Source organism: Nostoc paludosum FACHB-159 (assembly GCF_014698835.1).
GTDB lineage: Bacteria > Cyanobacteriota > Cyanobacteriia > Cyanobacteriales > Nostocaceae > Nostoc > Nostoc paludosum.
Window position 1 is genome coordinate 1 of sequence record NZ_JACJTU010000037.1, and the last position, 15016, is coordinate 15016.

Annotated in this window: 10 protein-coding genes; 4 read left to right on the top strand and 6 right to left on the bottom strand. The window is 38.3% G+C overall.

All coding sequences use genetic code 11. The features are described 5' to 3' along the window. Window positions 1-153 precede the first annotated feature (153 nt). Window positions 154-1869, top strand: a complete 1716-nt coding sequence (locus tag H6H03_RS27970; protein ID WP_190958322.1) for a serine/threonine protein kinase — start codon at window positions 154-156, stop codon at window positions 1867-1869. Window positions 1870-2292: 423 nt separating this feature from the next. Here the strand turns inward: H6H03_RS27970 and H6H03_RS27975 are convergent, their stop codons facing one another. From H6H03_RS27975 to H6H03_RS27985, 3 genes are all read right to left on the bottom strand, one after another. Next, window positions 2293-3243 (bottom strand): Tll0287-like domain-containing protein, encoded by a 951-nt coding sequence (locus tag H6H03_RS27975; protein ID WP_190958323.1) that lies wholly within the window; start codon window positions 3241-3243, stop codon window positions 2293-2295. A gap of 156 nt (window positions 3244-3399) precedes the next feature. Continuing rightward, on the bottom strand, window positions 3400-5586 hold the full coding sequence (locus tag H6H03_RS27980; protein ID WP_190958324.1) for a COG1470 family protein: 2187 nt from the start codon (window positions 5584-5586) through the stop codon (window positions 3400-3402). 18 nt (window positions 5587-5604) lie between these two features. Continuing rightward, complete coding sequence (locus tag H6H03_RS27985) at window positions 5605-7797, bottom strand: hypothetical protein (RefSeq protein WP_190958325.1); 2193 nt, start codon at window positions 7795-7797, stop codon at window positions 5605-5607. A 250-nt stretch (window positions 7798-8047) separates the two neighbouring features. Between H6H03_RS27985 and H6H03_RS27990 the strand changes: the two genes are divergently transcribed. Further along, window positions 8048-8677 (top strand): DUF4255 domain-containing protein, encoded by a 630-nt coding sequence (locus tag H6H03_RS27990; RefSeq protein ID WP_190958326.1) that lies wholly within the window; start codon window positions 8048-8050, stop codon window positions 8675-8677. Window positions 8678-8915: 238 nt separating this feature from the next. Here H6H03_RS27990 and H6H03_RS27995 read toward each other — a convergent pair whose 3' ends face one another. Together H6H03_RS27995 and H6H03_RS28000 are read right to left on the bottom strand one after the other, a co-directional pair. After that, a complete protein-coding gene (locus H6H03_RS27995) occupies window positions 8916-10922 on the bottom strand; it encodes an ATP-binding protein (RefSeq protein WP_190958327.1) in 2007 nt (668 codons plus the stop codon). A gap of 63 nt (window positions 10923-10985) precedes the next feature. Continuing rightward, complete coding sequence (locus H6H03_RS28000; RefSeq protein WP_190958328.1) at window positions 10986-11957, bottom strand: FHA domain-containing protein; 972 nt, start codon at window positions 11955-11957, stop codon at window positions 10986-10988. Window positions 11958-12239: 282 nt separating this feature from the next. Here H6H03_RS28000 and H6H03_RS28005 point away from each other — a divergent pair, with 282 nt between their 5' ends. Both H6H03_RS28005 and H6H03_RS28010 read left to right on the top strand, forming a co-directional pair. After that, entirely contained in the window at window positions 12240-14192 is a 1953-nt protein-coding gene (locus tag H6H03_RS28005; protein WP_190958329.1) for a hypothetical protein, read from the top strand. A 22-nt stretch (window positions 14193-14214) separates the two neighbouring features. Beyond that, window positions 14215-14688 carry a YbjN domain-containing protein gene (locus tag H6H03_RS28010; protein WP_190958330.1) on the top strand — a complete coding sequence of 158 codons (474 nt, stop codon included), beginning with the start codon at window positions 14215-14217 and terminating at the stop codon, window positions 14686-14688. Between the two features lie 203 nt (window positions 14689-14891). On the opposite strand, the gene H6H03_RS41490 is transcribed toward H6H03_RS28010, so the two are convergent. Next, window positions 14892-15014 (bottom strand): hypothetical protein, encoded by a 123-nt coding sequence (locus tag H6H03_RS41490; protein ID WP_277926188.1) that lies wholly within the window; start codon window positions 15012-15014, stop codon window positions 14892-14894. Window positions 15015-15016 lie beyond the last annotated feature (2 nt).

A 15016-nucleotide genomic window follows, 5' to 3' on the forward strand; every position in this document is an offset into this window, starting at 1 on the left:
CAAGGTAGGTCTGTTATTGATTTTTTTGCACAGGCTCTAATTGCTGATTCTGATAATTCTCTGTCTCGCCCTTCTTTACTTCCTCAATATTAGACCTGAATCCTTACACAAAATTTAATAGATAAATACATTAGAAAATACATAAGTCTTGAAATGAAAAACTCTTCTAAATCAGATTCTTGGATTGGTCGTTTAATAGGCGATCGCCAGCGTTATCGACTAGACAAACGGTTAGGCGCAGGCGGTATGGGCGACGTTTTTCTGGCAATGGATACTTTACTCGGCCAGCAAGTGGCTTTAAAGTTGCTGAAAGATAATTTAGCCAACTCCAGCGAATTGAGAAAGCGTTTTGAACGCGAGGTAGCCGTATGTGCAGCACTCAGAAGCGACCACATTGTGCAAGTCAGCGACTATGGCGTTACGAGTGAAGGTTATCCCTTCTTTGTGATGGAGTATCTACGCGGCCAGAGTCTCGGACAACTACTACGGTCTGAAAATAGGCTATCTGTGGAACGAATACTCGCCATTACAACTCAGGTTTGTGATGGTTTGCGTGCAGCTCATGAGGGTGTAACTCTATGGCGCAATAACGCTACAATCAGCGAACATATCACGGTGGTTCATCGGGATCTCAAGCCAGACAATATCTTTTTAGTACCGACAACTTTGGGAGAGTTAGTTAAAATTCTCGACTTTGGCATTGCTAAAATCCGCGAAGATACTGCGGAACATACTAAATTAACTAATATGTTTTTAGGCACGTATCATTATGCAGCACCTGAACAATTGGAAGTCAAAGCAAATATTGATGGGCGTGCAGATATTTACAGTTTGGGCATTATTCTTTATGAAATGTTCAGTGGTGTAGATCCCTTTGGTTTAGGTTTAAGTTCTCAAAAAATAAGCGAAATTTCCTGGGCTTTAGCACATACTTCTAAGCCTCCAGTACCACTGCGATCGCTACCTGGATTGTCACCAATATCGCCAGAAATAGAAGCAGTAGTAATGCGATGTCTACAAAAATCACCTAATGAGAGATTTACTAATGTACAGGAGTTCAAGTTGGCTCTACAAAATGCTGTTGCTCAATTAGGTATTACTGATTTAACTATAGCTCAAGATTTACAAACTTATGCACAAATATCCAACGAGCAAACTAGAATTAAACCATCATCTTTTCAACAAATATCTACAGAAAAAACAGTTAGGCGACCGTTTCATTTTAGGCCAGTAAGTGAGGATAAAACTGTTAAGCATTCAATTAATTTTATTCAACATATAGATAACGAAACAATCCAACAGCCATTTGTCGCTCGGCAGGATATCGAAGACGGGACAATTCAGCAATCTCTACCTTCTGAAACAGATTTTGAGGACAAAACAGTTAGACGACCGCTACAGCCTGTTGAACAAAGTATTGCAGAGGAGATTTTATCGCTGGAAAAAGAGACAATTAGCGAGATTCTTGCTGAAGTTATTGGCCCAATTGCTAATACTTTGATTCAAGAAGTTATGGTGCGATCGCCTAATACTCAAGAACTGTTAGAAAACTTAATGCTTTATCTTTCTGCAAAACAACGAAATGAGTTTGAGAATAAGGCTATATTGTGGAGCAAAAAACATTCTATTCATACTCCAACTTGGTCAAATCATCCCTATGTTCTAAATAATTCAGTTATTAATGCTAGTTTCCTACGTCAATGTGAAGAAAGGTTAGCTGATATTATTGGCCCAATAGCAGGTTCGTTAATTCAAGCAGTTCTAACATCTCATCCGCAAATTTCTCATCAGGAATTAGTGATGATTTTAGCTAGAGAAATTCCCGATGAAAAAAAAGCTAATAACTTTTACCAGCAAATGTTTAATTAACTATAAGTAGTTTATTATTTATAAATAGAGATACAGCACATTGCAGCTTGGTGAGGTACAGATAATCGTAGGGGCGCATAGCTATGCATAGGTGTCAACTTAAGCTAGAAATAGCTTCGGTGTTGGCTTCCTCACCCGCCAGAGAATAAATTAAGAGGCTAATAGCTCAAGTCTACTTCAGTAGACTCAAAATCTTGGGGGATATTTAGTCATCAAAAGATTACTTCTGCTATAAGCATTGAACTTCAGTTCCTTGCGGGACATCAGTTCTACGTTAAGTTGACACTAATGATAGCTATGCGCCCCTACCCATGTACTTCATTTAAGTGAAATATGCTGTATTTGTAATTAAATGATGTTCGTAAATGTAGGGGAGTATAGTTAACTGTGCGCCTCTACATTTACGAACCAAAATATTTAGTATTATTCGTGCTTTCGGTTCTTCTGTTCCAGCAGCCTCATGGCGATTTCTAAACTTGATTTCATTCTATTGAATGATGCTGCAAGCGTACCAATCTCATCATTGGTTTTCTGCTCAAAATCAGTATTGATTTTGCCAGTACTAACTGCTTGAGCAAGCTTAGATATTTTTATAATTGGTTTAATTACAGCCTTTTTAAGCAACATATTTATGGCAACGATTACCAGGGTAAATATACCAGTTTGTACTCCCATCGCTAACCACCAGTAATGATTTGCAGTGCGAAGAATTTTCTCTGCCGGAACATAAATCATTTGAGCAAAAATAGTTTTGTGGAGCTGCCAACCAAAACCATTTTTATCTCCGTAGATAGCTAATTGGCTTTTAGGAGCTTTATCTGGAGTTGAATGGCATTGTAAACAGCTGGGATTATCTAAAGTCAGTCGTCGAGCAATATAAAATGTTCTGCCTGTAGGTAAAGAACGAAAGCCTGAATATGTTAAAGTTTCTGGGTTGTTGCTAAATACATTAATCAGTTGGCTTTCAAAACTATCAGCTATATCTAACTTATTCGTAGGATTGAGAGCTGCTTCTTTATAAACAAAGTCCTTATATTGTTCGTTAGTCCGAATGTTCTCGAAAACAGCCCTTGCGGAAAAGGATGCAACTGTTTCTGGAATGAAGGCTGGACTGCTATCTAATTTAGACTCTAGAAGAGGAATAATATTATTTGTGGTGTAGTTTCTTACAGAGTCCATTGATTGTAAGAAATCATCTGCTTGGGTGATAACAGCGACCTGCGCTCTTTGATTTAGTATATTTGATAAAATAGCGCCACTAATAACAATACTTCCTAAGAAAACCAGCATTAAAAGTAAAGTAAATTTGTTAGCTAGTTTAAGATTATCTTGAAGCAATTTAATTTTTTTAACTAATTTCTGATTTTTTAGCATATTATTTCCTTGGTTCAACCAAAACTTTTGATGTCTTCTATAAAAGAAAACGTGAATTAATTTTTTCAGAAAATTGGAAGATATCTGTATATAGATTATTAAGGTTAATGATTTAAAACAATTAGCCGGAGGTCGAGTTAATTCACCTAATTAAGGTTAATTGTTCGTATTAGGAGTTAATGGTACTTGGAAATTGCCAGAACCAGGAGTAGGATTATTAACTTTGAGAGAAAATCCTCTAGAATCCTTATTGCCAAACTTATCAGTTGCTAACAGTTGAATTGATGATGGTAAGGCTTGATTTGCTGTCAGCACTTTCGACCCTGAAAGCGGGACGCTACCAAAAGGATCGAGTTCCACGCTAGCATCTTGACCTTCTACTTTCCATTGCAGAGTTACAGGTTGGTCGGGTTGAAGGACTATGTTTGGTTCTTGACTACCGTTAATTGTGAAAGAAATAATCTTCAGTGGTTTAGGTAAGATACTAATCGTAGACTGGGCTGAATCAGAATTAGGTTGCTTGCCAGGATTAGAAGAGAAAGCTTTTAACTCAAATGTGTATTGTCCAGGTTCGGAAATACTTAAAGGAATATTTTTACATGATAAAACTTGATTTTCTGAATGACATAGTTTCTCGAGTTGATGAGGAGTGTAGCTTGCTAAAACATTTTCCGTTCCATTATCTGCTTTACTGACAACTTGCAACTGAGATAGTTGTTCGGGGTTTTGAATTTGCCAAGTCAAATTCATGGTTTGGCCTGACATATATTGATTCTTATCTAGTTGAAAGTTAACTACTTTTGGGTCTGGTTTTTCTTTGATTGCTACTTTAATATTTGCTGATGTTATAGCTTTATCTTGACTGCGATCGAAGACTTGTAACGTAAAAGTATAATCACCTGGTTGTGTAACCCCAGTATCGTAATTAAAACAAGATAATGAGCTTTGCTGAATTTGGCATTCATTTTTTAACGTGTTAGGGATACCCTTATTGAAGTCAAACTTTTGAGGCGCAGTAGGCACAGGGCCAGTATTATCTATTTCTATTTGGGAAATTTGGTTAGGGTTGCGAATTTTCCAATCTAAACGGACTTCATCTCCTTGAAGATAATTGATACTATCTGAGACAAAATAAACTAATTTTGGAGGGGTAGGCGGTTTAAAGAATAACAGCCATACCACAAAAGCTAAACTTCCTAAACATCCTAAAATTGTCAGCAGGATAGGAATAAATTGCCACCAAGGACGAGCATTCCATATTAAAGTGCCTTCTGGTAATTTATCCGATAACAGTAGGTCTTGTTTATCTTGGAGGACAATAACAAAATTGAGTGGAAGCCCTTTACCAAATAATGGTCGTCGCCACCAAGGTTTAGGGGTTACTTTCAAGTTAACTTTAAAGCTTTTATGAGGTAGTAAACGAATTTTAGCAGGGTCGCATTTATATCTAAATAGTTGTTCTTCTTCTCGGCTTTTGATGCTAACTTTTAATTCTCGTGGCGTGTTGCCTTGGTTGGTTAATTTGATTTGATATTCACCAGAACTATTGCTGACTTTTCCTCTTAAGGTAATTAATTCGACATCTAATTTATGTACTGGAGGAATTTGGATATATATTAAATCGAGTAGCACTAAATCAGGAGAATTAGCAGAATGTAAGCGAATCGTTGGTGAGTAATTACCTGCAAAGGTGTCTATTGGAGGGTGAAATTTCAGCGAAATACGTTCTTGAGAATTAGGATTTAGTTCTAGCCCATTGAGATTTGATAGTAAACCAGGGCCTTCTACTCCTGTTGCTCCATAACGTATTGTGTACCATTGTTCTTCTAAATCTGGAATTGTCAGGCGGAAGCGGTCAACTCGATCTGAACGGTTGTCAACTTTAACTTCTACTTGTAAAGCTTCTTTAGGTTTAATGATGGCTGGATTTCTAGGATTTGTTGTAGGTTTGAGGGAAAATGTAGGATCGTTAACCCGAACTGCGGTATGCTCTTTGAGCATTACTTTTAATTGGCGGGGGAACTGTATGGGTGTATCTTCGGGGAAATGTTCTGGAGCATCTACGACTAGGGTGTAATCATAAGTTCCAGGTAGAGCATCAATTGGGATATTAAACTCAAATGTTAATTCGCTATTTTGTTGCGGCCCTAGTGCTAAACGTTCTCTAGGAGAAGTACACCACTGTTGTAAAGTGTCGGATGCTTCATCAAAAAATACATCAATGACAGCACCTTGAGAGCTTTGATTGGTGATAACAACATAAACCTCAAGGGTTTCTCCAGGCATCCCGAATTGCATCCCTGGTGGATCTATAATCACGGAAATGGGGCTAGGTTTTTGCATATTATTGAACCTCTATATCTAGCGGTAAAGTTTGACTCGAAACGCATCATCACCACTAACAACTATGGTTCCTTGAACATCTTTGGTGACATCGATAGTGTTGATTTGAGAAGAACCTTGATAAGCCACTTGACCGTTTGGTGCTTGTGTACGATCTAGTTTTTGTTCGGCAGTTAACGGCCAAATGACAATTTTGCCATCATCGCCAGCACTCACCAGTTTGTTACCATCGACTGTGAAGGCAATACTCCGCACGGAGGTATTGGCTGCACGCCAGCGATCGCGCAATTCACATTGTTGTTGAGTTAGGCTATTGTTGACTGAGGTTTGTGTCTGCGGTGTTTGACACTTATCTAAATCCCACAAAGAAATAAAACCATCAGAGTCTGAGGTTGCCAATATATGAGAACCAGGAGCAAAATCCAGGCTCCAAATGTAATCGCCATCTCCACCATTTAATTCCGGTGTTGATAGTTGTCTTTGGTTATCTTCCAAGTTATTTGGGTTCATTAAGATAACACGCTTAAAATTGCCAGCCGTTACTAAAATAGTTTCATCCTCACTGAGAGCCAAGGCACGTATTGGATATTTGAGGTCTTTGCCTAAATCAGTAACTTGGGGGTTAGACTCAAAGTTAGTACCTGGCCCGGATCTTTTCCACAACCGGAGTTTTCCGCTACCGTGACCGCTAAATAAGTTCAGAGAATTTTCGGTAAAAACCAGAGCAAAAACGCGATCGCTTGTTTGGTCGTTGGGGTCGCGCAGACTATTTTCGCGATCGTGTGTCCGCACATTCCAGAATTGAATCTCTCCATCTTCTAAACCAGCAGCAATGCGATCGTCATCTTTTGGCATAAATCGTAAAGTCCTCACAGGTTGACCAATAACTGCTAACAAACCCTCAGGATTTGGTACTTTATCATTACAAGCACGATTCACAGGACTTGCAGCCGTTCCTTTCGGGTTTAGACGGTTCCCATCAACAGACCAAATACGGATTGTGCAATCATCTGAACCACTCACCACCGAGAAAGCATCGCCACTAAAGCGAACAGAGTTTACGATGTCTGTATGTCCAATAGGTTCGGGAATAAGTAGGAATAATATTAATGCTGCTAATAATGCTAATAAAGCCAAAAATAACCACAGTGGAACTATAGGTAAAACTTTTAAATCAAGAGTTTGGGTAGAGGGATCTGTACTTCCTAAACGCTGGTCTGCAAGTAAAGTTCTAGCTTCCAAGCGCAAAGTTTTTGCCAATCCCACCCAAGGACGTTTCGTTGTCACATTCAGAAGAGCTTTTGTTGTTTCTCCAATAGTTAAATCGACATTTTCTGGAACTACTTGATAAGTGCATCTTCGTCTATCTCTCCCTTGAAGTTCCACATCGACCTGTTGATAGAGATTGCTAGTATTCTTAAAAAATAGTTCAAATAATGCTGTTTTAGACTTGCGATCGGGCAACCATTTTTTATGATTTGGAAGCGTCTGTTTTTGTGGCGTGACAGTAAAACCAACATAACCCACTGGTAAAATTTCTAAAATACCTTCTACTGAAATTGCTGGACTGTTGCGACTACTTGCCTTGACAACAAAGGGATAATCATCGCTAGGCGCTTGAGTCATGGCTGGCGGTTGACATAGAAAAGAAATCTCTTCCTGTCCCCCTGGTTCTAAAAGCAATCTTCTTTCTGTACTACCAATTATCCAAGAAGAGTTAAGACCTTCAAAACGAACTACAGTTTCAACTTCAATTGGACTCAAGTTTCGCACCCGTGCTGGTATTTCAACAGAATTACGAGGGTAAACTTGAAACCGCCGCACAGGTAGTTCTACACTTAATAATGTAGATATCTTACCTGGCTGAATAATCAGACGCACCAACAGCTTGCGCTCTTCCCGTAGCTGGGGTGAAAAGATTCTCACCGTGAGGTTTATCGTACCTACAAATGCAGGTATAGGTGCATCAAAAATTTCAACTTTAAATTCAGTAACACCACCAGGAGGTTTAGCTGCTGCAACTTCTGGTGTAAGACGATACCATTGGGAGCCTGAACTCCGACTAGCTCCAGCCGCTAAAATTTCTAATTGAAAAGCAGCAAACTGCTCGCCATCATTAATCACTGTGACAACAAATGCAGCTGGTGAACCACCTGGTTTAAAAGTAAGGCTTTGGCTAGAAAGGCTAGCGTTAATAATACGGTTTTCCATACACCATCTGAGTACGAACAGCAGTTTAACTATGAGTGCTGTTCTTACTTTATGTTGTCATTTTGAGTAGCTTAAGTTTATAGCCATTAGTCGCTTTTTTTCTATTTTTGAGCGAGCTATTATTGAAAATATTTGATTTAATCTCTATTTTTAATAAAAAATATTTTGGCAAAAAATAAATATTTGTTCGTTAAATAAAACTTTTAATCTTGGATTTTTACAAATTTCTAATAGCTTGAGGATGATAATCATGAGTAGTACATTTGCTATAGCAACTGTAACCGCAGTACTGAAAAATGTAATTGAAAATGGTCTAACCACTGACCCAATCACAGCTAATATAGGGGACGTACTTGTAACAGCTATCTCACCCGATCGCATGGCTGTGGAAGCAGATGAGCGTTGCCAGATTAACCTGTTTCTTTATCAAGTAATGCAAAACCGCAATGCTGACTGGACATCTGGAGAACTTAAACAGCGTATCACTCAATCTCAGAGAGAACAACACTATACAAATCCGCCTTTAGCACTCGATCTCCAGTATTTAATAACAGTTTATGGAGCTAAAGATTTTCAAACAGAACTGCTGCTTGGATATGTAATGCAATTATTTTATGACATCCCAATCTTGACACAAGATATTATCCAAACTGCCTTACATAATACTTTAACAATTAATACTTCTGGCGTTTTATCACCAATGCTCACTGCTACATCTGTTCCTGTTGTAGCCGAACAAATTGCTCAAATAAAAATTAAGCCAGAGTTTTCTAATATGGAAGAAACTTCAAAGCTATGGTCTATCTTACAAACCCAGTATCGCCCATCAATTAGCTACCAAGCATCGATGGTATTGATTAAGAGCCGCAATACAATCTGAATCCCCTTTTAAACGGAACCTTCTAGCTTGAAAATAAGGCAGAGGGCAGGTGGCAGAAGGCAGAAGGAAGGATTAAGATTTTCATCCTTGGTTGTGCCAAAACCTGGCGTGAACGGCTGACTTGAAAGAGCAGGGGGAGCAGGGGAAGAAAGATACTTTCATACTTGGTGGTGAAACTTGTTTCATTGGGTCTGCCCTCTGCCCTCAGCATAGCTGCCTTCTTCAATTCTGCTTCTACTTATAACCATCCACGAATTTCAGCATCAGTTAGCGTTTTTTCTAATTTAAAATATTCACTTTGAGCAGCACTTAATAAATGCTTCATCATTATTGGTTCTCCTGCCTCCGCAGCATTAAAGGCGGCATTTAACGCAATATTGCGGATATTTCCACCTGCTAGATTAAGCTGGGAAAGCTTTTCAAAATCCAAGCCTTGGGTCGGTATTTTTTGAGGGAAAATACACCTCCAAATTTCTGCGCGTGATTTGACATCAGGAAAAGGAAAAGAAATCACAAACCGCAAGCGGCGCATAAAAGCCTGATCTAGAGAATTTTTGAGGTTAGTAGTCAAAATTGCTAAACCTTGATATGCTTCCATGCGTTGTAGTAAATAGCTGACTTCGACATTAGCATGGCGGTCATGACTATCTTTAACCTCAGAACGTTTACCAAATAAAGCATCAGCTTCATCAAACAATAAAATCGCACCACCCGCCTCAGCAGCATCAAAAATCCGCCGCAGGTTTTTCTCAGTTTCGCCGATATATTTACTCACAACTGCGCTCAAATCGATACGGTAAAGGTCTAGCCGTAATTCTTTGGCTATTACTTCTGCTGCCATTGTTTTACCAGTACCAGGAGAGCCTGCAAATAAGGCGCTAACGCCTAAACCACGATTTCCTTTACCAGCAAATCCCCATTCCCAGTAGACTTTTGCTCGTTGCCTAACTTGAGCAATTAGATCTCGCAGAATCTTTTTCTGTAATTCTGGCAATACTAAGTCATCCCAGTTAGCACTTGCATTGATATGCTGTGCCAAATCATCAAGTTGAGGACGTGCCATTGTCCGACAAATATCCCATAACTGATGAGAAAGTTCCGAGTAATTTGTAGGGGTAGTTTGAGAATTGGTTTGTTGATTTTGAACTCGCAAACAAGCAGACTGAATAGCAAGAGTATTGAGGTTGAACTGAGATACTAACACCGGAATTTGTTCTTTGAGTTCAGGTGTAGTAGTGCTAAGGCAAGAGTGCCAAATATTTTGTTGTTCTTCAGGGCTAAGTTTTTCTACTTCAAAAGTTATTAAAGGACGGCGTGGTGAATATAATCTATCTTCTGTAGAAATAATTAATGGAGTATGGATGTTTTGAATTAACTGTAAAATCGCTGTATTCAGTCCTGATTCTGCTAGATTTAATTGTTCGCAATCTATTAGAAGAAGATCGTTTGTTAAAGCAACTTGCCGTTCCCATCTGCGGATAAAGTTGTTGATATCGGTGGAATCTGTGGGCAAATTACGCGCAGAGATGATTTTGAGCGATCGCTCTATCATCTGACAAGCAATATTCGCGATCGCCCATTTATCGCTAACTTCTAAACCACACAGTTGCACTACAGGTAATGTAGATGCTACTTCTGTTCGCAACCAGATAGCTGCTATTCGTTCAGCTATATTTTGATGTGAAGATTGTAAAGGTAAATCGCTGTTCGTCTCTTGTATTGGCTGGATTAAGTGTATGAGCCGTTCGTCTTGATACGGTTCGCCCAGCAAATAAAGCAAAATACTATTGTCTATCTGCAAGCGACACTTAGTTATTTCTTGATTAGTCGCGACTTGAACCAATTGCCAATATTGCAGAGGAGACATAGGTAAAAGCACACTACCAGAAGCATTTGCGAATAAACGCATCGCTAAACCAAAACTTGGATAAGCTAAATGCTCATCTCCTTCAGCTTTGGCGCAAAGTTGAGAAAAATAAGGTAAAAGAGCCTGAGCAACACACAGCAGTAAAATTTGACACTCAAATAATGACAGAGAAAATGTATTACAAAGATATTTCAACGCTGGAGAATTATTAATTGTGGCGCTGACATTAGCAAGGATAGATGGGATATCAACACTAGATGCTGTATCTTGCTCTTGGCGATCGCTATAATCAATAACAGCTTGCTCAATTGCAGATATAGCAGCTTCTAGGTATTGGATGTTGGTTTTGTCTTCAACAAATGCAGGGTGAGGATTCATCTTATTTTGGGGTTGGGACGCATTGTAGGGGCGTACAGCGAGCTGTGCGCTCCTAGCGTGGCATTATTTTTTCAAACTGATATTACTGGGTTCTCGATCTGCAAGTGAGGTTTGAGAATTTGCAATATCTGACTGATTCTGCACCTCATCTGGAGACATAACTGCGTCAGTAGTACCATTATCTTTTTCCAAAGAGTGATTAATTTCCTGATGAGATTTGGAAGTTGTTATCTCTTTCCAAGCAGCTTGAGCAGCAGATCCCAGACGGCTTTTGAGTTCTAAAGCTCCTTTTGCAGCCACAGAACCTAAACGGGTTCCCACCTGTGAAACACTCTTGACAGCCACAGAACCTAAACGGGTGCTGATAGTTGCAGTACCTTGAGAAAGCGATCGCCAATACTTATCTGCTTCTTTTTCCAGTTCTTCTGGATCGATGAGTTTGTTATTTTCAATTGATTCACGAGCTTTACTTACTGCTTTAATGTATGTATCTCGTGTCCAGTCTCCAGTAGCTTTAATATCTGTCAAGATGCGTTTATTAATTGCTGCAAGTAAAGCCTGAGTTTGCAACTTTGGATCTGCTGGTTCAAGAATTTCTAGATTTGGGGTGACTTTAACTAAAACACCAGCTTTCTCACTAGCATCTACTTTATCGGGATACAAAGAGGAAAATGCAGTTGCATCCATATCTCTAACGACTGTTCCATCTTCAATAAGATCGCTGGTTTCTTGAATAAAAAGAATGAATTCTCCAGCTTGAATTACATCTCCAGGCTTCAAGAGATAAGTTTTATTGGGTTCAACAATTTCATCGTTAACCTTAGAGCCATTTGTACTGCCAAGGTCAATGTAAAAAATTTCACCATTTTGGCGAAAAAACTTACCATGTACGCGGCTGACATCGGCACTATCTAAGACTAGAGCAGAATCAGGCGATCGGCCGATTAAACATACATCCTCATCAGTGAATAGCTCTTCAAAATCTAATTCAATTCCCCGGATTTTTGTTTGCGAATTAAAAACTTTAACTTTCATGGCTTTTACCCTAATATTGGTTTTAAATACTCAGCAAGTGAATATAAATCCGCATACTATTTATGCAATATTCACTCTCGTTTAACCGATTAAACATGGTTAATTCCGTATAGTAATATTTTCAATTTTTCATATATTTTAGCTATTTGTCATTGGACAAACGTCTATTTTTGATTTTAATAAAAATATTTGAGTAAAATTCAACTTTTGGTTAATAGTTGATTTAGCAATATCTTTGTAAGATTGTGCTAGAGCAATTCAGGAATTAAACCGAATTACTATATGGCTTATAAACGATTGCAAAAATCAGCTAAATCTGCCTCTATCCAGAGAAGACAATTTTATTCACCAAGTATTGACGAGCTAATACAAGCAGATTTACAGACTTCTTCTCGAAAAGCAATTTCTACTATCCCTAGTCAACCACAGAGAGACGCTATCTATAGAAGTATTTTCGGCAATTTGGCAAAGGAACCATCAATTCACGAACGAGATAATAATTACCGACAAGAAGCTGATGGAACAGCAGCACAAGTTGTTAACCAGACAAATACATCCAACAGCCAAACTTTACAGCGATTTAATATCGATATACAGCAATCTCAGAAAACACCAAAAATACACTTAATTAAGAACATTATCCACAAAACATTCGGGACAGATTTCTCTACTACTGCTACGCCAGAACAGCAACAACAACTAGCAGAACAGGGTTTGACACCAGAAATGGCAACCAAGGTAGCGCAAGCAATTAGTAACTTTGAGCGAAAAAAAGCTGAAATAATAGCAAAATTAAAAGTTGAGAGAATAGCAAAATTTCAAAGATATGGATATCCTATCCAAGAAGCTCGATTACGAGCTGAAAAAGATATTCTTGAGAAAGAAAGCTTCCAAGAATTAGAGAATGAAGCTTTTCAAGAACTGCCACCAGAATATAGACCAACTCCTATAGATGTTAAAAGTAAGCTTCTACATGATATTAAAAAACAATTTTCAATTGAAAATAAATATGAGAATAAACTAACTTATACTAATAACTTTACTCCTCCGAAATCTACAAGTGAAAAATTAAAAGGATATATCAAAACAAGTGGGAGTATCCTAAAACCTGTGGCGGAAGTCGGTGGTGTTATTTCCAAGGAATTTGCCAGCAGTGACGGTGCAGCTAAAGTATTTAATGGTGTATCAAACGGTATTGATGTATTAACACATATTACTGATACTGGGTATGCGATCGCCAAAGTAGTGGAAGGAGCCAAAAAATGGGCTAATAAAAGTGATGTAGCCATTAAAAAACAAGGCAAAGAACAAGTAATTGAGGGAGGCATTGAGTTTAAAGATAATCTAATTGCAGCAACATTAGATGCGATGTATTTAGCTAAAAGCATTGGTAGTAAAAATTTAGGTAATACGCTTGATGTTACAGCTATTCCGCTTTTAAACATTGCTATAAATGCTAATCTTTTAAAGAAAAATGCTGATGAAATGGATACAGCAACTGACCAAGCTCATGCAAATGACTTGCTACACAAAGAAGCTAAATACCAAAAACATTCTCTTGAAAATGCTGTTGGACTCATAGGTAAGAGAATGACGCATATAGCAATTAGAAAAGCTGTTGATGTTGTAATTAATGTCATAAATATAGTTGGAGATACCCTCAAACTTGGAGGTATTACTACTGTAGCTGGAATGGTAATTAAATATTTTGGTACTGCAATCAATGTGGCCAAGAAGCTAGGAGAACAACTTGTCGATAGTTATCAAGCTGGTAAAGCTCAAGAAGCTGCATTCAACACTAGAGTTAATGCTGTGGGTAATGAGGACGCGATATTTCAGAGACATCCAAAATTTGCTGCTGCTGCGATAGTAGTTATGGCTAAACAATCAGATAAATTAGCGATAAAGATGCTGAAAACAATGGGAATTGATGAATCTGATATTAGGAGAAAATCTGCCAAACAGTTACGAGAGCAAATTTTAAATATTTCGCATCTTAAGGAAGAGGGTAAAACCCTAACACAACAGGGTCAAGAGAAATTTGACAATACAAAGAGAATTATTAAAAATAAAATTAAGGTTAGTATACCGATAATCAAAGATTCAGCTATAAAACTCACTAAAACAGTACCAGGTCAATTGGTAAATGTAGCCAAATCAGTTAAGAAGTTCGCATTAATAGATAGTGAAAGTGCTGCAATTATTTCTCAAATGATACGCTCGTCTGTTTTGTAATAATAAAAGAGGGAAATTAATTATGGGCAAAATTTTTGAGGCAATGTCCAATTTTTTTAAAGGAGATGGATGGCCTATTCACCAAATTGATACAGAACTTGCGTATAGTATGACATTTCAAGGAGAGAATGGGAAGTGGACTTGTATTGCTCAAGCTGTTGAAGAAAAGGAAGTGTTTATCTTTTATTCAATTTGTCCAATCAATACTCCAGAAAATAAGTATTCACAAATGGCTGAATTAATCACCCGTGCTAACTATGGGTTGCTTATTGGTAATTTTGAAATGAGTTTTGCAGATGGTGATACCCGTTTGAAAACCAGCATAGATATTGAGGGTACTTCTACTCTGGAAATTGTTATTCAACAATTAGTTTATATGAATGTGCTGACAATGGATAATTATTTGCCAGCAATGATGAAAGTTATCTATACGGATGTGTTACCAGCACAGGCGATCGCACAAGTAGAAGAGTCCTTAGAGTTAGTCATGTTGTAAACATTTGTCAAGGCAATTGGTTAAAGGAAAAGGCATAATTCAAACCTTTTCCCAGCCCAGATTCACAGATGAAGAGTGTTTATCCAAATCATATTGCTTTTTAGCTTGCGGATTGTTTTAGTCGTCGATAAGGCAGCCCCAATCAAACAAGTTTCATCGCCAAAAATGAAAGTATCTTTCTCCCCCTGCTTTTCCCGAATTTCTCACACATAGGTGGGGAGTGTGGGGAGAAAGAGAATTAATGCTTCTCTATCCTCCCACACCTCCCACACCTCCCACACCCCCGGATTTCTCACTTGTGAGAAATCCGGGTTTTTCAACCCCATCT